The organism is Exiguobacterium sp. s95, from assembly GCF_018618655.1.
GTDB classification, from domain to species: domain Bacteria; phylum Bacillota; class Bacilli; order Exiguobacteriales; family Exiguobacteriaceae; genus Exiguobacterium_A; species Exiguobacterium_A oxidotolerans.
In genome coordinates this window covers 47642-67914 of the sequence record NZ_JACSMM010000003.1, presented here as the reverse complement: position 1 = coordinate 67914, position 20273 = coordinate 47642, and the positions used below count along the sequence as shown (strand labels likewise).

Here is a 20273-nt window from a genome sequence, read left to right as displayed (position 1 = left end):
GCACTTTAATGCAATCGATTGCATTAAATCATAAAATTATCTTTTGGAATTCTCGTTTTCACCCATTCTAATTGACTTTAAGAAAGCGCTTTACTATTCTTAGTTCGAGGACCATTACATTAGAGTGCAATCGATTGCACTAGAGGAGTGACCATTATGCTCAAAGAAGCCGTATTCCATCGCGCCATGTCTCCGTTCGTCTATAAGTACGACGAAAACACGATTCATATCCGTCTCCAAACTAAGAAAAATGATGTTGAGCATGTCGAACTGATTTGGGGAGACCCGTATGATTGGCATACTGAAAATCCCGATGATGCGGACTGGAACTTCGATCCATCGAAAACAAATCATTGGAACACATTCGAAACATCAATGAAAAGAAGTGGTTCAGACGAATTATATGATTACTGGTTTATTGATGTCATCCCCCCATTCCGTCGTCTTCGCTATGGTTTCCGGTTACACGATGGGCAAACAACACAAGTTTTCACAGAACGTGGGTGGTTCAATGAAAAACCACTTGATGATACCGGTTACTACTTCTGTGTACCTTACTTAAATAAAATCGATGTCTTCACATCACCCGCTTGGGTCAAAGATACGGTCTGGTACCAAATTTTCCCTGATCGTTTTGCGAATGGTGATCCATCGAACGACCCTACCGGTACATTGCCTTGGAATAGTACAGAACCGACGACAACGAATCTGTTCGGTGGGGATTTCCAAGGGGTGATTGATCACATCGACTACTTGGTTGAGCTTGGTATTACGGGCATTTATTTCTGTCCTATCTTTAAAGCGAAATCAAATCATAAATACGATACAATCGACTATCTCGAAATCGACCCACAGTTCGGAACAAAAGAAAAATTTAAACAAATGGTCGACCTTCTACATGAAAATGGCATTCGTATCATGCTCGACGCCGTTTTCAATCATGCCGGATTCCATCACGAAGCCTTCGCTGATATCCGTGAACACGGTAGCAACTCGTCTTACCGTGATTGGTTCCACCTCCGCGACTTCCCACTCGTCACAGAACCGATGCCGAACTATGATACGTTCGCCTTTGTGCCTGAGATGCCGAAATTCAATACAGAAAATGCTGAAGTAAAAGCATACCTTCTTCACGTCGCCCGCTACTGGGTCGAGGAATTCGGAATCGACGGTTGGCGATTAGATGTCGCGAATGAAGTCGACCACGCTTTTTGGCGTGATTTCCGTCGGGTCGTCAAAGAAGCAAATCCTGAAACGTATATACTTGGAGAAATTTGGCATGATTCGCAAGAGTGGTTACTCGGTGATCAATTTGATGCCGTCATGAACTATCCGTTTACGAACGCAGCGTTAAACTTCTTTGCCCTTGATAAAACGAAGGCGACGGCGTATGCCAATGAAATGTCACACGTTCTCTTCTCGAATACGATGAACGTCAACGAAGTGACATTTAACTTAATCGGCTCACATGATACACCGCGCGCCTTGACGCGTGCCGGCCATGACAAAAATAAGATGCGTCTCCTCTTACTATCGATGTTGACGTTTTCCGGTAGTCCCGTCATCTATTATGGCGATGAAATCGGACTCGATGGGGATCAAGATCCGGGTTGCCGTAAATGTATGCCATGGGACAAAGAAGAACAGGACTTAAACCTTTTGATGTATACAAAACATTTACTTCAACTGCGGCAACAGCATAAGACTCTTGCGAATAACGGACACATTTCATTCGTTCATGCGGATGACGAGACGAATTCGATCGTCATGCGTCGAACGAGCGAAGATGGAACTTACTACATCTACTTCAACAACTCGAATCAGCAAGTAACACTTCCCGCACCAGCGGCAGGACAAGGCATGGATTTGTTCTCGAATTCACCACTTCCTTCTTTAGAAGTAACACTTCCACCTTATGCAGGAACAATCGTCCAAGTCCTTTAATCAATACGGTATCTGTCTCGTTTCGAGATGGATGCCGTATTTTGACGTGTCGACAAAGTAATATTGGACACGTCCTTTTCGTTACTTTTCTCGGACAAAGCGCAAGCTGTTGCTTCTTAATCCCATTCTTACCTGTTTCTAGCTATGCGGGGACAAGTACTGTCACGGGCAAGTACAGGAAGGAAGAAACAAAATCAGCGAGTTTTCCCTCCTACTTCATTTTCTGTCCCTTGAAACTCATCTAATAGTTATTTTGATGCTTTTCTAGGGTAAAGGAAAACATAAAAGGAGGACGTGCTCGCTATGGAATTATTTTTTTATGCCGGTCTTATTCTCATCGGCTTATTTGCAATCAGTTATTTGAGTGAACGTTTCCACCTTCCGAGTATCCTCGCTTTCATTTTAATCGGGATTGCCATCGGGCTTTATTACGATGCACCTGAAGAATTGAAGTTAGGCGGTGAAGCGGGAATCATCGTTCTATTTTTTTTGCTGGGACTTAAATTTTCAATTGCTGACTTGCTCAGTCAACTACGCCACGTGTGGAAAGCCGGATTAATTGATGTTGCGTTATCTTTTGGTGGAACATTCCTCCTGACGCTTGCGTTTGGCTTTTCCATTCCTGAAGCCTTTTTAATCGGCTGCGTTTTATATGCGACGAGTTCTTCGATTTCTGCCCGTTTGCTCGATCGTGAGCCAGACAAACACAAGGACGTTAATCGCTTTGTCTTATCGTTACTTATTTTTGAAGATTTGATTGCCCCGCTTCTCTTGACGACGGCACCGTTTATACTTGGTACAGAACCTTTTACATTTGCCAAAGTAGGGTCCATTTTCGCGGGTTTTCTCTTTCTGTTCAGTGCTTTAATCTTACTAACCGTCTTTATTCGCAGAAAAGAACGGATCATTGGTTCCTTGTACCGGCATCCTGACGCCGGAATTGGAATCATCGGCTTGATTTTAACTTTTTCAGGTGTCGGTATCATGTTCGGTTTATCAGAAGTACTCGGTGCTTTCATCGTCGGGATTTTGTTGACTGAACTAAAGGAAACACGCTACTTGAAGCGGCTCGTCACACCTTTTCAAGATTTACTGCTCCCTCTCTTTTTCATTGCATTCGGGATGTCGTTTGAATTGACGGAAGGACTGCCTTTAGACTGGTTCTTTTTGGCACTCGTCATCTGGGGGCTGTTATCTAAATTTTTGGTCGGATTCTTCGGTGGCCGTTCATTCGGGCTGTCAAACTACCATGCCATCGAATCCGGTTTTTGCTTAGGACCACGCGGAGAATTTTCAATTCTTTTTATTACACTCGCTAGCGGCGCCTTCATCACGCTGACGGGGTTATATATTTTCGTCTCCGCTTTTCTAGGAATTTTACTATTTCGTCTCTCGAGTAGGTTAACCGATCAAACACATGCTACGGCCCAAAAAATCAAACAAAAAATGCGCTAAAACAAGCAGGACCATTTCCGATTACAACGGAAGTGGTCCTGCTTGTTTCACTGATATTAAAATAAGTCGTTTTAACGTCCGGTAAAAACAGGCGGTTTTTTTTCAAGAAATGCTTGAACCGCACGTTGATGGTCTTCCGTTTTACCGGCACGTGATTGGTAGATAATTTCCTGTGCCAACATATCATCGAGCGTCGACTCGAAACTTGCTGATTGAAGTTGTTTAATATACGCAATTACTTTTGTCGGTCGCGCTGCGAGCTGCTGAGCAAAATCCATTACTTCCTCTTCAAACCGGTCAGCTGCGACCGCTTTTGTCACGAGTTGAAACTCGACTGCTTGCTTTCCTGTTATCGTATCACCAAGCAGCGCTAATTCGAGTGCTTTCGCCGAACCGATTAAACGCGGTAAGAAGTATGGTGCTCCAGCATCCGGGACGAGACCGATGTTAATGAAGCCGAGTGACAATTTTGCATCTTCCTGAACAATCCGGAAGTCACATGCGAGTGTCAACGACAGTCCTGCTCCTGCTGCCACACCATTGATTGCTGCGATGATCGGCTTTTTCGATCCGGCTAATGCACGGACAACGGGATGATAATAGCTTTTCAAATAATCGCCATGGTCCATTCCTGGTGAGACCGTCTTTAAATCTTGACCGGCACAAAAGCCGCGTCCTTTTCCAGTTAATACGATGACACGGACTGCTTCATCTTGATTGGCTTCCTCGATTGAATCTGCTAATTCATTTAAAAGTGTTGATGTTAAGGCATTTAATCGTTCCGGACGAGCTAACGTCACCGTTGCTACGCTCGATGCTACCGTGTACTCTACTTCAGAATTCATCACATTCCCCTACCTTTCAAAAGTGAACAACGATTCATTATGATGTATTCGTGATGTTTTATGAAAATCCTTTTAAATCCCCGTTTTTTTTATGAAAGCTTTGTTTTTCACTTTCATTATGAAAATTGAAGGCGTATAGTTTCCAAAAGATACAGTAAGACAAAATGTTTTAAGGACTTAAAAGGGGAATTTAATTTTATGAAAACTGTAAAACAACCAACATTATTCCAAATCACTTGGCCATTATTCATCGAAATCGCGTTGCATATGAGTTTAGGGATCATCGCGACATTAATCTTAAGTTACTACTCCGACAGTGCAGCAGCCGCTGTCGGTGTCTCGAACCAGGTTTTGAACATCTTTATTATTTTATTTAATATCACATCTGTCGGAGCGACAATCATCATCGGTCAGTACCTAGGTGCAAAACGTGTCCAAGATGCACGTCAAACCGCCCGCTCTGCCTTCTCGATTAATCTTTACATCGGATTAATCATATCTGTACTCGTCGCCCTAACCGGGAAACAATTATTAGGTTTCTTCTCATTAGAAGGACAAACATTAGTTTACGGCGAAACATTCATAAAGATTGTTGGCTTATTCCTATTTTTAGAAGCCATTTCGTTAACACTCGGAGCAATCCTCCGGAGTCATGGTTTCACAAAAAATGCAATGTACGTCACTCTTTTGATGAACTTCGTCAGTGCCTTCGGTAACGTCATCGCCGTACTCGGTCTGTTCGGTATTCCGGTACTCGGCGTCGCAGGTGTCGCGTGGTCGATCGTCATCGCACGTGCTTTTGCCGTCACACTGTTATTCTTTGTCGTTTACCGTAAATTATCACTACGTTTTCGTTTAAAAGATTTAATTCAAATCAACCGTCAAGACATTAAGAGCATCATGAACATCGGAATTCCATCAGCCGGAGAAGGAATTTCTTATCAGTTTTCACAGCTCATCATCACTGGTTTCATCGCAACAATTGGTGAAGCTGCCTTGTCTGCACGCGTTTACGTCTCAAACATCACAATGCTCTGCTTCTTGTTCAGTCTCGCAATTGCCCAAGGAACACAATTGTTAGTCGCCCGCCAAGTTGGAGCACAACAATTTGAACAGGCACATGCACGTGGCATCAAGACATTAAAAATCGCTGTCTTCGCAAGTTTCGTATCAGCCGTCGCAATCGCAGCGTTCGGGACATCCATCATGTCACTCTTTACATCGAGCCCTGAAATCATTGCCATCGGTATTCCGTTGCTCTGGGCAAGTGTCATCCTCGAACCAGGACGCGCGCTGAATATCGTCTTGATGGGAACGTTGAAATCAGCAGGAGACGTCCGCTTCCCGGTCACAATCGGTGTCCTATCGATGTGGGGAATCGCTGTCGTTGTCAGTTATGTACTCGGACTTCAGTTCGGTCTCGGACTTCTCGGTATCTGGATTGCCTTCTCAGCCGACGAATGGTTCCGTGGTATCTTCGCACTGAAACGCTGGAACGGTCGTAAGTGGGTTCAATATTCCCTCACTAAAGGAGAATCTCATGAGCAAAACGAACGCAGAAAGGCTACTGAAGCAGTCTAACGTTTCCTTTGAATCTATTTCTTATCCGGTCGACTTGAGCGATTTGTCCGCTCAAGCCGTCTCTGAAAAAATTAAATTCCCGCTTTCATCGGTTTTTAAAACATTAGTTTTAGAGGACGATCAAAAAAACTACTTGTTCTCTGTCATCTCTGGCGAAGAAGAGGTTAACTTGAAGGCGGTCGCTCGGGCATCTGGTGCGAAGAAAATGTCATTGGTTCCAATGAAGGCATTAGAAAGTCTGACAGGATACGTCCGTGGCGGTGTTTCTCCAATCGGAGCTAAAAAAGCTTTTCCCGTCTTCCTGTCCGACCGTGCCATCGGTCAACCGTTCATCATCATCTCAGCTGGTAAACGGGGACAGCAAATCAAATTGTCTCCGGATGATTTATTGGAATTTACTAGTGGGATTCTCTATCGAAACCGCTGATACGAACAGCTAGATATGATATGATGAGTAGTATCGAAGAAGTGGCAGGAGGAATCATTTTGTGGAAAGAACGTGTTCGTAACTCAATCCCGAATCTCTTTACATTCGGGAATTTATATTGTGGTTTTCTCGCAATCGTCATGGCGGCGCGGGGAGATTTTCAAAATGCCACACTGTTGATTGTCATCGCCATGATGTTGGATAGTTTAGATGGTCGGATTGCACGGATGCTCGGTGTCGCTGGCGATTTTGGGAAGGAACTTGATTCGCTCGCCGATGTCGTCACATTCGGTGTCGCCCCCGCAATGATGGCATATTACACTTATTTTTACGACTTTGGTGAAATCGGCTTACTCGTTGCCGCTTTGTTCCCTTTATTCGGAGCATTTCGCTTGGCACGATTCAACCTTTCAGCAACAAATGTCGCGTCCACCTACTTCTCAGGTGTACCGATTACGGCAGCAGGTGGGATTTTAGCTGTCGTCACGCTGTTTAGTGGACGAATGAATGATTTAATGGTTCCGCTCGCCTTTACGGGACTTGCCTTCTTGATGGTCAGTCGCGTCAAGATTCCGAGTTTCAAAGATATTCCAGTGCCGCGCCATACATTCGTCATCACGTTCACGTTACTCTATGTCACGTATGTCATGATTGCCCGGAGTAACGAATGGTCGACGTTTTGGTTTATTGCCGTCCCCCTTTATATTGCCTTTTTACTCTTTTCATTCGTCAAACGAAAAAAACAAAAGCAACATTAAACGCTTTACTGCTGAACAGACCGTCTTTTGACGGTCTGTTTTTTTGATCTGCCCCTCCATGCTCGCTCGAGTCAGATGGATATGGGTATACTAGTGACATCATGCTAATGAATGGAGGTTTACATACGTCATGGCCATATTTCAGCGCCGCCTTTGGTTATTCTTTACAGTTTGGTTCGTCATCGGGCTCATTTTAGTCGGATTTTCATTATTACCCCCTTGGCTCGAATGGGCAAATGCCGTTTTTTTGTTCGCTTCTGGTCTGTATGCCGCTTGTTACTTATGGGATGTCTTACCGAAAGGACGCTTCATTATTCCTTTTATTTTCTTTGGGTCTATTTTAATCGAATCAATTGGTGTCCACACCGGATGGCCATTCGGGACCTATCGGTATGAATCGGACTTCGGTGTTCAGTTACTCGGTGTTCCAATCACGATCGGTGCAGCTTGGTTGTCCGTTATGGGGGCAAGTCTTGCATTCTCGAAGCGTTTTCCGTTTCGTTACAACACCCTGATCCTCGTCCCCTTGTTTGCTGTTTGGCTCGACTTGGCCATTGATCCGGTCTCAGCGAACGTCAAATCGTATTGGCTTTGGCAAGATGGGGGTCTGTACTATGATATCCCAACACAAAACTTTATCGGTTGGTACGGAACAGCACTTGTTTTCGCTCTTTTGATGGCACGATTTGAACAAAAGCCAACGTTCACCGAGCTCGAACGAAACAACCAGTACTTATTTTTGATGCTTCATGGTTTATTTGGACTGACTGCTGGTGTCGCAGGCCTTTATGGTGTGACGATAATCAGTAGCCTAGCATTGCTTGTTTACTGGCTGACGAAAGGAGGAGCACTACATGCAAAAGGCGCAAAAAAACAAATTAGCTGAACAAGCCTTTCATCTGTACTTGAAAGAGCAGCTCATCCGCAAACAGTTCCATCGAATATTGTATCGCCCTGATGATTTACCGGTACCTGGTTTGATGCTTGCAACACATGGTTCGTGGTGGGACGGGATGATCTTATTTCATCTCGATCAATCCGTACTCCATCAAAACCCGTACGTCATGATTGATGAACATGGCTTAAAGCGCTTCCCTTTCTTTTCACGACTCGGTGCCTTTTCCATCAACCGGGACTCCTTAAAGGATGTAAAGATGAGCCTCAACTACGCAAAGGAACGTTTGCAGGAAGGCAGTAGTGTTTGGATGTTCCCGCAAGGCGAAGAACGCCATCAAGAAGAACGACCGCTTCAACTCGCGAGCGGCGCGACTTATCTTGCTAAAGCAGCCCGGTCTGTCTCCATTTTTTCATTTTATTATTCGTTCAGTCATGAACAACAACCGGATGTCTATATCCGAACACGCCAAATCGAAATACCACCTGGTCGTACTTCAAACCAGACTGAATTTCTAACAGCAGCAATGACTCGCTTATATGATGATGTCCGGCTTGATGCGATGTCAGAAAATGTCGAGGCTTATCAAGTATTGACGCAGCGAACAGACCCGCTTCCTGTTAAAACGGAGCGTTGGCTAAAGGCGGTTCGACGATGAGCATGATTTTATTCATATTCTCGCTCCTTGTTTGCCTCTATACGTTCATTAACTTGATGTTTCTCCCTAAACTCGCTGCACCCGTTCCACCACCGAGTCTCGCAATTTGTATCCCCTTGCGGAACGAGGAACGAAATGTCGTGAAGTTGCTTGATTCACTCAAACGCGCACTCGGACCGAATATGCATGTCTATCTTTATGAAGATCGCTCAACGGATGAGACACGTAACCTACTGTTGCAACAGACACATCAGGATGACCGCTTTACAATCATTGACGGAATCGACCTCCCCTCAGATTGGGCGGGAAAGGTTCATGCTTGCCATCAACTATCACTTGTCGCAAAGGAAGACTATCTGTTATTTCTTGACGCAGACATTACATTGATGCCGGATACGATTCCTCGACTATATGCGACGATGCGACAGGAAAAAGCTAGCTTTTTATCTGGTTTTCCGTCATTTCCTGTACCAACGTTTTTAGGCAAGTGTTTGATTCCGATGCAACATGTCTTAATTTCGCAACATCTCCCGCTTGCTTTTCGCAAGGTAAAGCACCCTGCTTTTGCCGCTGCGAACGGGATGGTCGTAATCGTTGAACGTGCATCTTATTTACACGTCGGGGGACATCAAGCGATTCAAACGGCACTCGTCGATGATTTAGAGCTCTGTCGGACGTTTAAGCAACACGGTCATACGACGACACTCGTTCATGTCGCCCCTTATGTCAGTTGTGACATGTATGCTACGAACGGTGAAGTATGGCAGGGATTTCTCAAAAATGTCTTTCGGGGAATGAACGACTCCTACTTCGTCGGCAGTTACTTCCTGTTGTTCTATCTCGTACAGTTTTCTTTACTACCAGCTGCCCTCCTCTTTCCGTCTTGGGAGACGATTGGTGGACTTGCTCTCTTGTTGCTCGCACGATACAGGATTGATCGGATGGCGCGGATTCGCCATGTTTGGTTGTTGCACCCGTTCGCAACCGGTCTTTATGTCCTCTTACTTGCAACGGCGATGATTCGAAGAGCTCGGAAACGGGAAATCACTTGGAAAGGTCGGGCCTATTCTTAAGGAGGAATTGTTCATTATGAAACATGTCGCTATCATCGGAGCCGGTTTAGGTGGTTTAAGTGCCGCTATTTCACTCGCTTCAAAAGGATTTAAAGTTACTGTCGTTGAACGAAATGATCATATTGGTGGAAAATTGATGCCGCTGATCACGGAAGGACACCGGTTTGATTTCGGTCCAAATACCATCACGATGCCCGAAGTCTTTCAATCTGTCATCCGGGAGTCGGGAGCAGATCCCGATGATTACTTCCAGTTCGAAAAATTAGCACGCCATACCGCCAATCACTTTCCTGACGGGCGGACCTTAACTTTTACGCATGGCCGAGAAGCAATGCGGACGGAAATCGATCGTTTTACGAACGGACAATTAGCAAAAAATGATATCACAGGCTATCAAGAAGAGGCCGCCGAATTATTCCGAATCGCTAAACAGCAATTTTTTATCAATATCGATTCATATTTCAATTTCTCTTTACTACGAGATATGGTCAAAGTTCACCCGTTCAAAACGATCCATTCGCTGCACAAGAGCTATTTCAAGGATCCTCAACTGATTCAGGCACTCGATCGTTACGCGACGTATATTGGTAGTAGTCCGTATCAGGCGCCCGCGACATTTGCTTTAATCGCTCATCTCGAACTGAATGACGGCGTCTACTTTACTCGTGGCGGAAATACGGCAATCGCAGAAGGGTTCGCACGCCGGGCGCAAGAGATGGGCGTCGTTTTCCGCTTAGGCGAGGAAGTCACACAAATCGAAGTTACGGATGGACTTGCGACAGAAATCGAACTGAACCATGTCGATTACTTACCTGTCGACTTCGTCGTGATGAATGGTGATCTATTGACACAATACCCGCGTCTCGTTTCGGAAACGATTCGACCCGATTTTAAAAACCCGACACCCAGTCAAATGGAACCTTCGATTTCGGCCTATGTTCGTTGTATCGGGCTCACGCGACGAATTGAAGGGCTTGCCCATCATAACGTCTTCTTCTCATCGGATTATGAAGCAGAATTTCGTGCCCTTTTTGAAGAACACCGTTACGCGGAAGAACCGACCATCTACATTTCGAATTCTTCCGTTACGGCACCTGAGATGGGCGAAGCTGGGGACAACCTCTTTATACTTGTCAACGCACCCGCGACGAATGAAGGCAACGTCATCGACTTCGACACGTATGATCACTTGATTAATCAACGGCTGAAACAGTTCGGAATCGATATCGAATCGGACGTCGTCTTCGAACAACGCATCACACCGACCGATATCGAACAAAAATTTTCTGCGTATCATGGGTCTCTTTATGGACTCTCTTCGAATGGTACACGCAATGCGTTCATGCGCCCAAGCAACCGTTCAAAAAATGTTCACAATTTGTTTTTCGCGGGAGGATCGACCCATCCTGGTGGCGGTAGTCCAATGGTGACGCTTTCAGGAAAACTGGCAAGTGAACGAATCGTGTCAAGCGCTGCCCAATCCCTGTGAACGTTATGTGAATTGCAAATCGATTACTTGTACGGACAACTAAGATTTGATACGATTACTTCGAGTTCAAGAGGTAGTGATTGACCCCACATCCTCAATCAAGCGCAAGGTGACTTCCCCGAGTCAAGAGCGTTTAGGAACTTAACACACTTGCAGCGGTTATTTGATTCATCGTTTAAGACCCACTTAAACGAAGTAGTTCTACGTTTGAACTGTCAGCATGATTTACGACGTTCCCCCTTAGATCGTCTCATCCTGATTAGTTCACAGGCAGCTCGTTGAAATACAGTTCATCCCCGTGAATTGTTGACCTGCCTTGTTAGCAACTGCTCAACTGTTTCAAAAATCGCTCAGAAACGTCTTAGACTCCCCGGTCTAGACGAAACATAAAAAAAAGACCTTGGTCCCCGCCAAGGTCTTTTTTTATGGACTTTTAAATCGTTGCGAGTAACTTCATCTTTTGCCAGCGGCTTACGTACGCCCGCTTCGTAAAAACATCATATTGGTTATCGCGTGCCGCATCCAAAATACCACGATAAAGCAATGCTGCCACTTTTAAGGCCCGTCGACTTTCTTTTGGATAACGCTCGAACGAAGGACTTGCTGCATCATAGAGATGCTCTGCGCGTAGAGCTAATGCCTCCCAAAGACCTACGAAGTCCCCAGACGGCGTTCCTGCGAGCAAAGAATGTGGCGTGACGTCGTATTCATCCATCCATTCTTTCGGCAAATAGATTCGGCCACGCTTTGCATCTTCACCGACGTCCCGTAAAATATTCGTTAATTGCATCGCGATGCCTAACTCAATCGCAGATTGACGGAGTTCCGGTTGACCCGGTGCTAAAATCGGCAGCAGCATCAAGCCGACCGTACTCGCAACATAATAACTGTATTGTTCTGTTTCTTCGAGTGACTGATATCGATTTTTTTCGATGTCCCAACGCATACCTTCCGCCAGCTCAAGGAAAGGCGTCTCATCCATTTCATACCGTTCAAAGACATCCGTCAATGCAATCCAAAGTGGCTTTTTTATAGGGTATCCTGAACGGAACAAACGAAATTCTTCTAAAAAGGCTTCCAAACTTTCTTTAGGTGTGTCGGATTCATCAACGGCATCATCTAAAAAACGACAGAATGTATAAATGGCATAAACGGCTAATCGATCTTGTTTTGGTAATAACGAAAATGCTTTATAAAAGGTTTTTGATCCGTTCTGAATCGTTTCTTCACACGTTGCGTATGCCTGCGTCACTGTATTCATTTTTCCACCTCATCTCTTGTTCCATACGATTGACAAGTAATGTCGCTCCCATCATGACGATCGGAACGCCTCCACATGGATGGACGGATGCACCTACTGCATATAATCGTTCAATATCAGGATAAGGACGCGCCTGCGTTTTCAAGGCTGCTGATTGGCGAATCGTCGGTGCGATACCAAAGCTTCCGCCTTCATACAATCCAAACTCTTTTGCGTCTTGCGGTGTTCGGATTTGCATCTCTTCGATTTGATTACGGAATCCTGGATGATGATTCTCAATTTTCGTTAAGATGGTTTCAATAAAACCGTGTTGCTCGAACTTCTCCCGATTAAAATTCCGCGGAGAAGGAACTAACGCATAGACGACACTATCCTCACGATCCGTTAGCGAATCGTCAACCTTGCTCGGATTAAACAAATAAACAGCCGGATGTTCTGGTAGTTCATCTTGATGGAAAATCGAGTTCATCAACGGTTCTAGGTCATTCGGCATCAAAAAACGATGAACCGGCAGATTGACTTTTCCTCGCATTTTAAAATACAAGAGTAACGTTCCGCCAGAAGGCGTATAGGCTTTCGGTTTTTTCCCTTCGACAAGGTATTCCATCAATGGAAACTCACCGTTTAAAACAACGTTATCATAATGATATTCTGCATCACCCACTACGATACCTGTCGCTTGCCCGTCCTGAATCGTGACACGTTCAACGGACTGATTGAATTCAAAACGAACACCGCGTTCAACCAATACTTCATACATGCGTTCAGCTAAAGAGAAATAGCCGCCCTTAACGTACCAGACACCTTCTGCTTGTTCACGATATGGAATCAAACCGTAAATCGAGGGAGTTGTGTAAGGATTCCCACCAATGTAAAACGTCGGAAAACTGTAGGCCATTCGCAAGTATTTATTTTTAAAATATCGCTTCAAATGATCATGCGCTGTCTCAAGTGCATGCATCTTTACTAATGGTTTCAACATGCCTGGCTGTAACAATTCAGTTTTACGGAAATAACTCCGCTCTAAAAATTTCGAGACGCTGATGTCATAATCCTTTGATTTTTGATGCATAAATTCAGAAAAGCCACGGCCTTCTCCAAACTGTCGCTCAATCGCAACTGCCTGATCGACGACATCACCTAATTTCGTCACGACCGTCCCATCATCAAAATGTAAATCGTACAAGGGATCGATTTGTAACAATTCGACTCCATCGAGTCCTGCTTCCGCTAACTGTTCCTGTAATTTTCCAGGCATCAAGACAATCGTCGGCCCTTGATCAATCCGACCGCCTGACTCAAAGTCGACAGAAGCGAGTCGACCACCGACCCGCCCTTCCTTTTCGTAGATTGTAATATCAATCTCTGGATAGCGTTTCGTCAATAAGAGCGCCGCGTGCAGTGTCCCGACGCCCGCGCCTACAAATCCAATCTTCATTTCGTCACACCTACTTCACCAGTCAACAAATCGGCAGTGATACGAGCGGACTCAAAAATCGTCGGAAGGCCACTACCTGGGTGTGTCCCGCCTCCAACTAGATAGACATGATCTAATTCTTCAAACCGATTGTGTGGTCTAAAATACATCATCTGCGTCAATTGATGTCCTAAGTTGAACGTCGCTCCTTGATGGACCCCCATCGCTTCCCAATCGTCAGGCGTGAACATTTCTTCGACTTCAATTGCCCCTTCCACACCTTTATAAGGAGAACGTTCTTCTAGTGCATCGAGGACTTTCCGGCGTAACTTCGGTCCTTCAACTGCCCAATCAAGATCTGAATAATTATTCGGGACTGGGACGAGCACATATAGAGATGACTTGCCTTCAGGAGCAAGCGTCGTGTCAATGATTGAAGGATTTTGAACATAAAACGAAAAGTCTTCTGATAATTCAAGAGTCTGCGTCATCTCACGGACATTTTTTTCGTAGTCTTCCGCAAAATAAATCGTATGATGCGGAGCGTCAAACCGTTTATCGACACCTAAATACAACATGAATGTCGAACATGAGAATTTTTTACGATCGATTTTCGGACGGGACCATTTTTTGAGAACACCTTCCGGTACGAGATGATTCATCGCATGAGCGAAATCCGCACCTACGACTACATCGTCATATAACACATGTTCTCCCGATTCTAGAATAACACCGGTTGCTTCTTTTCCATCTAAAATCAATTGATCGACTCCAGCATTCAGATGAACTTTCCCGCCTAAGTCCTCAATTGCTTGTTTCATCGCTTCCGGGATGCGGTTCATTCCGCCAATCGGATGATGAACGCCGTAAGCATGCTCCATGTAAGATAGAATTGAAAAGCCGCCTGGGCATTCCCAAGCTGACATACCAAGGTATTTTGCTTGGAACGTGAACGAATACTTTAATTCTTCACTTGTAAAGTAGTCCGACAATACATCATATAACGAGCGTCCTAACGATAGCCGAGGTAACGCCGTCAACACACGTGGTGATAAATAATCCGTCAATCGATCATGCTTCGTTTGGAGGATAGGCATCAACTTCCCTAGTTTTAATGCTTGTTCCGCCATAAAGCGATCATACCCTTCTCCATTACCCGGGAACTGGTCTTCAATTGCTTGCTTCATCCGGTCTCGGTCCGTCGTCATCGTGAACTGATCCTTTCCTCCATTGAAATAGAGTGTATACATCGGATCCAGTGCCTTCAGTTCCAAATAATCGTGCAAATTCAATCCGATGCTCGTAAATAGATTTTCTAAAATATGGGGCATATTTAAGAAGGTCGGTCCTCGATCAAATTGATAATCACCAACTTGCACACGTGACGTCCGTCCACCTACGACTGCTTGTTTCTCGTACACAGTCACATCTACCCCTCGCCCTGCTAATAACATAGCGCAGGCGAGTCCTCCGGGTCCTGCTCCAATAACGGCTACACGCTGCTTCACACGAATCTCTCCTTTTTCTCTCTGGTCGTTTTAACTATTATACTAATCACATACTATGCCCACAAATCTAAAGTGCCTTCAAACTGTAAAAACGCCAAGCTTCCGATTAGGAAGTGGCGTTTGCAGTGACGATATACCAAGCTCCTTCTTTCAAAAATGGTGTGATCGATACATTTTCAAAACCGGCTGCATGTAATTGTTCAGTCAATTCTTTTTTTCCAGGAAGCGGATATAAATTTTCGTGTAACGTCATGAAGGCGTTAAAGGCAGCTGAGAACGGCGCCCCGTATTCACTATCCCGAAGTGGTGTGACAAGAATAACTGTTCCATCGTCCTTGACGAAGCGACGGACACCTTCGAGGAGACGGAGTCGCTCTTCCTTCGGGAAATAGTAAAGAATGTTGTTCATCATGACACCATCGTATGTTTCCGTTACTTCAAAGGTTTTAATATCTCCGACAACAAAATCAATTTCTCCTGTCGTATCGCGTCGCTTCGCTTCAGCGATGACAGACTCTTCGATATCAATTCCAGCCAGACGGAGTTCCGGTAAGGCTTCATGGATTTTTCGTAAGTATCCTCCGTACGCACATCCGATATCAAGTAAGGACGTAACGTTTTCATTTCGAATGATATGACGTACTGCCGGAAAAGCAACCGTTTCGACAAGTGCGGACGTCTCAGCAACGATGTCCCCGTGTTCCTCTCCATTAAAGGTCTTCTGTTGACCATCCTCTAAAAATTGCGGATAGGAAAATAAAGCCGGCAAATGAAGTTCCATCAGTTCTGATAACATGAAGCCGATACTGCGGTCATCTGATTTCGAGAGTTCTGGAAGGACATGCCGTGTTGCCGTGTACCGTAAATCTTTCTTTTTGAGGTGTCCGACTGCCAGACCAACCTCGAACCAACGCGATAATGCCTCTGTTGTAAGCGGTTGCTTCAGTCGTATTTGGGCTTCTGCTTGTGTTGCGCCAGCACCTAAGACATCGAACAACCCATATTTATAGCCAATATATCCATGCCATAATGGTAAAACCGGTTCCGCCCGTTTCATCCATTTTCTCGCCCGAAAAACCTTTGTCCATTCTTTCAACTGTGCCACAAGCGTTCCCCTCTCTACCACGTAATACATCCCTTTTCCCAAATAACAACAACTTGTAAACAAAAAAAACGCATCAAACTTTTGCTTCAGACTGTATACAAAGTGCTATCTGGAGATAAAAGCATTTTTTTCGTTGTTTTCCTCGATCGAGGCGGGAAAACGCAAAATAAAAAGAGTCGACCATCGCTGTGCCGGAACACAATGATGGTCGACTCTCAACCGGACAGTGAATTAGAAGAACTCCATACCGAATGGTAACGAATATCCTAAGAAAATCGTCACGAGTATGAGCACCGCAAATCCGAGCAAGAACCCAGAATACGATTTTCCTTTTTTCAGTCGAACTAATGTCAATTCACCCAAGATGAGTGACAATAAACCACCGGTGATTTTTGCATGGTATAAACCGTCCGGATTTTCAGACATCCCCATGATTTGGATATACAGATACAATCCTGTCGCAAACGTTAACACCAATAAGAGGCGAAAGGCCATATGGATTCCTTTAGCTGCAGGCTTCCCCTTCTTATACATTGAAAAGGCGACAAAGAACGCAACGAGTAGTAACACCCATAGTAAAACATGGGTATGAACAAAAGCAGTGATTGGCATGATGATTTCCCCCTTTTTCTAGTTCCTATTTCATGGTAGCTGATTTCCCTTGCTAGACATAGGGTTATTTTCGTAACATATCATTTATTCAAGAAATCGTCACACGTTCTACCAGTAATGGAAGTTTAACCATGAACGCACTTCCATGTTTTTCGATGGACTCGACTTGAATTTCTCCGCCGTGACCCGTGACGATTTCTTTACAGATCGCGAGTCCCAGTCCAGTCCCGCCAATTTTACGGCTATCTGAATTATCGACACGATAAAACTTCTCGAATAAGTGGTTGAGTGCTGCCGCCGGAATACCAATCCCTTGATCACGGACCTCGAACAAGACATGTTGTTCTTCAATCGACAGGGTCACATCAATGTTTCCACCGAACGGTGAATATTTGACGGCATTGTTCAATAGGTTATTCATCAACTGTTTCATCTTTTCTTCATCTGCTTCTATGAGCGGAAGTGCCTCACTCATCGCCCGGAAAGAAATCGTGTGCTTTTTCGTCGATGCTGCATAAAATTGTGTAGTCTCTTCGAGGAGTAGACGCAAATCAAGCGGCTCTTTTTTATACGACTGTGTCCCCGATTCCATCCGTTGTACGTCAAGAAAATCATTGACGAGATTGGCAAGGCGCTCTGTCTCGGAGTGAATCGTCTGCAAATACTTATCTTGACGGGTCGTATCGATATCTCGATTCAACATCAACTCCGTAAATCCATAGATGGACGATAGCGGTGTCCGTAATTCATGCGAAACCGTCGAAACAAGCTCCGACTTCAGTCGATCCATTTCCGTCTCTTTCGTCACGTCACGCAAGACGAGCATCGTCCCTTTGTGAACACCAAGGATTTCAATCGACTCGACATAAAATTGAATGAAGACCGTTTGTTGTCGGATTGAGAATTGAAGACTTTCTGTCGGGACATCTCCTTCTAGAACGGCTTCAACGTACTGTGAAAATGCCGCTTGGTCATCGACGATGGAATGAATTGCTTCTAGGCAGAAATCAAGTGTCTCGACTTCTTCGTTCGCTCCATAGCGCAACTCTGGAAATAGATCATACAATGGCTGATTGACGAAGACCTCTTCTTTACCGGGTTCGATGTAAATGACCGCTTCACGGATCGAATCGAGAATACGTTCAGTTTTCGTTTTCTCTTTGTTCATCTCATCAAATAACCGCATCCGTAATAGGGAGAGTGACAATTGACGTGAGAACGACATGACATCCCGCATTTGTTCATTCGTAAATTGGTCGCGGTAACGAACGAGATAGATGAAAGCAATCACTTCATCCGATGACGGATCTAAAATCGGTACTGCTGTCTCATACATATAGTACGGGTAGGGCAACGGGTGATTACTCGATACTTGTTTAGACGAATGGACTGCTTTTTTCAAAGTATCTGCTCGCTTCAACAATGAGAAATCGCTACCTAGCAATTGTTCCGTCAATTGCTCCGTCATACCATGTGTGACGACAGAATAACTTTGTCCTTCATCGACGAAAACGAGGGCACCAATTTCTGAATCTGTAATCGTTACAAGTTTTTCGATAATTTCCGGATAGGCTGTCAATGCTTCCCGAGCCGCCAGCGTCTCTGTTAAATCATTTCGGTATTGAAGATGCTGTTCGTTTCGCATCGTCAGTTCTAGCGCTTCTTCCAACTCTTGTTGTTGGGCTTGTAGTTCTTCTTGTTGGGCTTGCAGTTCTTCTTGTTGCGCTTGCAGTTCTTCGTTTTTTGCAAGTAAGTGTTGTTTATTTTCTGAGATTGAACTGGCCATTTGATTGAATGACAAAGCTAGGATTCCGATTTCGTCTTTTCGTTTTGGGACTTGAATGTTCGAAATGTCTTCTCCATTTGCAAGGCGCTGACTATTTTTAACGAGTCCTAAAAGCTCAGAGGTGATTCTTCGAATGAACGGGTAGATAAAGAAAATCAACACAGCAATGACGACGATGATATTCGACAACCAAATCAGTTGTGTCGTTCGAATCTCTCGTCCTAACTGCTGGCTCGTTCTCTCTGCCCACTCATCAAGAAATTCACGGTATCCTCCAAGTGCCAACTCACTTTTATCGATTTCCGAGAGGACATCGATATTGCCTGCGTCATCTAATGAAATTTTTCCATCCGCGACAAGTTCTTTCCCTAATGGAAGATTTGTTAAAGTCGTCCCGCGAAGAAAAGTCTCCGTTACGTCCCCATCTTTTTTACCTTTTACATAGGACTGCACAAGCGGCAAAACCGAATCGAAGTAATAGCTATACAATTCGCGTGAAGATGTCGCATAGACTTTTCCTTGCTCATAAATCGCATTTTTTTCGAACCACCGTGTTTGACGATCAATCGTTGTTTGTTGCGCAGCGATTTTTTCATATAAGGTGGCATCCCCCATTAACGCATAACCACGCATATTAAACTGAAGGTCTTGCCACTCTTCCCATAGTGCACCGGCCCGGGCGCTACGATCCCTGATATCTTCAAGCTTCGCGCGGGTATCTTGTAACCTTGTGTCCGTATAGTTGTAGACGACCAAAGAAGAAATCATCAGCGTAGCTAAAACGACATAAAAGGAAGCCATCAATTGGCGTCCGATTTTTCGATTAATCCACTTGATGATCACTCAATATCCCTCCTACGACATCAATCAACTCTAACGGACTGAACGGTTTTGAGAAAAAGTAATTCGCCCCGATCTCTTCAGCACGCTCACGGTCAGATTGTTGACTTTTAGCCGTTAACATCATGATCTTTAATTGTTGTTTGTCCGGATGACGTCGTACTTTTTCGATAACTTCGATTCCCGTCATTCCAGGCATCATGTAATCAAGTAATACAAGATCATAATGCTGACTCATGATTTTTTGATAGGCTTCGTCGCCATCCGTCGCTTCATCGATCGTGTACCCTTCATCTTCTAACGTATCAAGGACCAACATCCGTAATACGTCTTCGTCCTCTGCTAATAAAATACGTGCCATCTATAATTCCTCCTAAAATATCTACTCATCTTGGCGGTACTCGCTCCATCCTCACTTATACACATGGATGGAGGAAGTTCAACCATACTTCCTTCATTCTACACAGTTCCTTCATAATAGGAAATGGAAATTACTCGATGACTATTGTTTTTAAATGCGAGTCGTCTCATGTGCCTAGCTGAAAGGAGTTGATTCAAAAAGGAATCAACTCCTTTCACGTGCTTTTTCCTGTAGGAATCGTGTAAGGCGATACGCTTC

General features: G+C 44.6%; 17 protein-coding genes. 9 read left to right on the top strand and 8 right to left on the bottom strand.

The genetic code is table 11. The features are described from left to right. The first annotated feature begins 156 nt into the window (after positions 1-156). On the top strand, positions 157-1944 hold the full coding sequence (locus KNP99_RS07585) for a glycoside hydrolase family 13 protein (protein WP_088836501.1): 1788 nt from the start codon (positions 157-159) through the stop codon (positions 1942-1944). Positions 1945-2247: 303 nt separating this feature from the next. Then, on the top strand, positions 2248-3399 hold the full coding sequence (locus KNP99_RS07580) for a cation:proton antiporter (protein WP_088836500.1): 1152 nt from the start codon (positions 2248-2250) through the stop codon (positions 3397-3399). Positions 3400-3470: 71 nt separating this feature from the next. Here KNP99_RS07580 and KNP99_RS07575 read toward each other — a convergent pair whose 3' ends face one another. Then, on the bottom strand, positions 3471-4244 hold the full coding sequence (locus KNP99_RS07575; protein WP_214765482.1) for an enoyl-CoA hydratase/isomerase family protein: 774 nt from the start codon (positions 4242-4244) through the stop codon (positions 3471-3473). A 198-nt stretch (positions 4245-4442) separates the two neighbouring features. Between KNP99_RS07575 and KNP99_RS07570 the strand changes: the two genes are divergently transcribed. From KNP99_RS07570 to KNP99_RS07540, 7 genes are all read left to right on the top strand, one after another. Next, positions 4443-5825 carry an MATE family efflux transporter gene (locus KNP99_RS07570; protein ID WP_088836498.1) on the top strand — a complete coding sequence of 461 codons (1383 nt, stop codon included), beginning with the start codon at positions 4443-4445 and terminating at the stop codon, positions 5823-5825. Further along, positions 5785-6252: a Cys-tRNA(Pro) deacylase gene (ybaK, locus tag KNP99_RS07565; protein ID WP_214765488.1), complete on the top strand. Its 468-nt coding sequence runs from the start codon at positions 5785-5787 to the stop codon at positions 6250-6252. The genes KNP99_RS07570 and ybaK overlap by 41 nt, the downstream gene beginning before the upstream one ends. Positions 6253-6272: 20 nt before the next feature. Continuing rightward, positions 6273-7010: a CDP-diacylglycerol--serine O-phosphatidyltransferase gene (gene pssA, locus KNP99_RS07560; protein WP_200872399.1), complete on the top strand. Its 738-nt coding sequence runs from the start codon at positions 6273-6275 to the stop codon at positions 7008-7010. Positions 7011-7140: 130 nt separating this feature from the next. Continuing rightward, positions 7141-7896 (top strand): carotenoid biosynthesis protein, encoded by a 756-nt coding sequence (locus KNP99_RS07555; RefSeq protein WP_029332864.1) that lies wholly within the window; start codon positions 7141-7143, stop codon positions 7894-7896. Further along, positions 7865-8563 carry a lysophospholipid acyltransferase family protein gene (locus KNP99_RS07550; protein WP_214810697.1) on the top strand — a complete coding sequence of 233 codons (699 nt, stop codon included), beginning with the start codon at positions 7865-7867 and terminating at the stop codon, positions 8561-8563. Before KNP99_RS07555 ends, KNP99_RS07550 begins: the two co-directional genes overlap by 32 nt. Then, positions 8560-9636 carry a glycosyltransferase family 2 protein gene (locus tag KNP99_RS07545; RefSeq protein ID WP_088836494.1) on the top strand — a complete coding sequence of 359 codons (1077 nt, stop codon included), beginning with the start codon at positions 8560-8562 and terminating at the stop codon, positions 9634-9636. Before KNP99_RS07550 ends, KNP99_RS07545 begins: the two co-directional genes overlap by 4 nt. 16 nt (positions 9637-9652) lie before the next feature. Further along, on the top strand, positions 9653-11125 hold the full coding sequence (locus KNP99_RS07540) for a phytoene desaturase family protein (protein WP_088836493.1): 1473 nt from the start codon (positions 9653-9655) through the stop codon (positions 11123-11125). Between the two features lie 433 nt (positions 11126-11558). On the opposite strand, the gene KNP99_RS07535 is transcribed toward KNP99_RS07540, so the two are convergent. From KNP99_RS07535 to KNP99_RS07505, 7 genes are all read right to left on the bottom strand, one after another. Beyond that, positions 11559-12386, bottom strand: a complete 828-nt coding sequence (locus tag KNP99_RS07535; protein ID WP_088836492.1) for a phytoene/squalene synthase family protein — start codon at positions 12384-12386, stop codon at positions 11559-11561. Further along, a complete protein-coding gene (locus tag KNP99_RS07530) occupies positions 12352-13824 on the bottom strand; it encodes a phytoene desaturase family protein (RefSeq protein ID WP_214810694.1) in 1473 nt (490 codons plus the stop codon). The genes KNP99_RS07535 and KNP99_RS07530 overlap by 35 nt, the downstream gene beginning before the upstream one ends. Further along, positions 13821-15311, bottom strand: coding sequence for a phytoene desaturase family protein (locus KNP99_RS07525; RefSeq protein ID WP_088836490.1), 1491 nt, complete (start codon positions 15309-15311; stop codon positions 13821-13823). Before KNP99_RS07525 ends, KNP99_RS07530 begins: the two co-directional genes overlap by 4 nt. Positions 15312-15417: 106 nt before the next feature. After that, entirely contained in the window at positions 15418-16416 is a 999-nt protein-coding gene (locus KNP99_RS07520; protein ID WP_088836489.1) for a class I SAM-dependent methyltransferase, read from the bottom strand. 231 nt (positions 16417-16647) lie between these two features. Further along, on the bottom strand, positions 16648-17028 hold the full coding sequence (locus KNP99_RS07515) for a DUF1516 family protein (protein ID WP_088836487.1): 381 nt from the start codon (positions 17026-17028) through the stop codon (positions 16648-16650). Positions 17029-17116: 88 nt separating this feature from the next. After that, a complete protein-coding gene (locus KNP99_RS07510) occupies positions 17117-19657 on the bottom strand; it encodes a HAMP domain-containing sensor histidine kinase (RefSeq protein WP_214765498.1) in 2541 nt (846 codons plus the stop codon). Continuing rightward, positions 19638-20015 (bottom strand): response regulator, encoded by a 378-nt coding sequence (locus KNP99_RS07505; protein WP_029332854.1) that lies wholly within the window; start codon positions 20013-20015, stop codon positions 19638-19640. Before KNP99_RS07505 ends, KNP99_RS07510 begins: the two co-directional genes overlap by 20 nt. Positions 20016-20273: the final 258 nt, after the last annotated feature.

Bases quoted from the DNA above. Each gene is read 5' to 3' on its own strand.
- KNP99_RS07585 (WP_088836501.1), top strand. From the start codon at position 157: ATGCTCAAAGAAGCCGTATTCCATCGCGCCATGTCTCCGTTCGTCTAT.
- KNP99_RS07580 (WP_088836500.1), top strand. From the start codon at position 2,248: ATGGAATTATTTTTTTATGCCGGTCTTATTCTCATCGGCTTATTTGCA.
- KNP99_RS07575 (WP_214765482.1), bottom strand. From the start codon at position 4,244: ATGAATTCTGAAGTAGAGTACACGGTAGCATCGAGCGTAGCAACGGTG.
- KNP99_RS07570 (WP_088836498.1), top strand. From the start codon at position 4,443: ATGAAAACTGTAAAACAACCAACATTATTCCAAATCACTTGGCCATTA.
- ybaK (WP_214765488.1), top strand. From the start codon at position 5,785: ATGAGCAAAACGAACGCAGAAAGGCTACTGAAGCAGTCTAACGTTTCC.
- pssA (WP_200872399.1), top strand. From the start codon at position 6,273: ATGATGAGTAGTATCGAAGAAGTGGCAGGAGGAATCATTTTGTGGAAA.
- KNP99_RS07555 (WP_029332864.1), top strand. From the start codon at position 7,141: ATGGCCATATTTCAGCGCCGCCTTTGGTTATTCTTTACAGTTTGGTTC.
- KNP99_RS07550 (WP_214810697.1), top strand. From the start codon at position 7,865: ATGCAAAAGGCGCAAAAAAACAAATTAGCTGAACAAGCCTTTCATCTG.
- KNP99_RS07545 (WP_088836494.1), top strand. From the start codon at position 8,560: ATGAGCATGATTTTATTCATATTCTCGCTCCTTGTTTGCCTCTATACG.
- KNP99_RS07540 (WP_088836493.1), top strand. From the start codon at position 9,653: ATGAAACATGTCGCTATCATCGGAGCCGGTTTAGGTGGTTTAAGTGCC.
- KNP99_RS07535 (WP_088836492.1), bottom strand. From the start codon at position 12,386: ATGAATACAGTGACGCAGGCATACGCAACGTGTGAAGAAACGATTCAG.
- KNP99_RS07530 (WP_214810694.1), bottom strand. From the start codon at position 13,824: ATGAAGATTGGATTTGTAGGCGCGGGCGTCGGGACACTGCACGCGGCG.
- KNP99_RS07515 (WP_088836487.1), bottom strand. From the start codon at position 17,028: ATGCCAATCACTGCTTTTGTTCATACCCATGTTTTACTATGGGTGTTA.
- KNP99_RS07505 (WP_029332854.1), bottom strand. From the start codon at position 20,015: ATGGCACGTATTTTATTAGCAGAGGACGAAGACGTATTACGGATGTTG.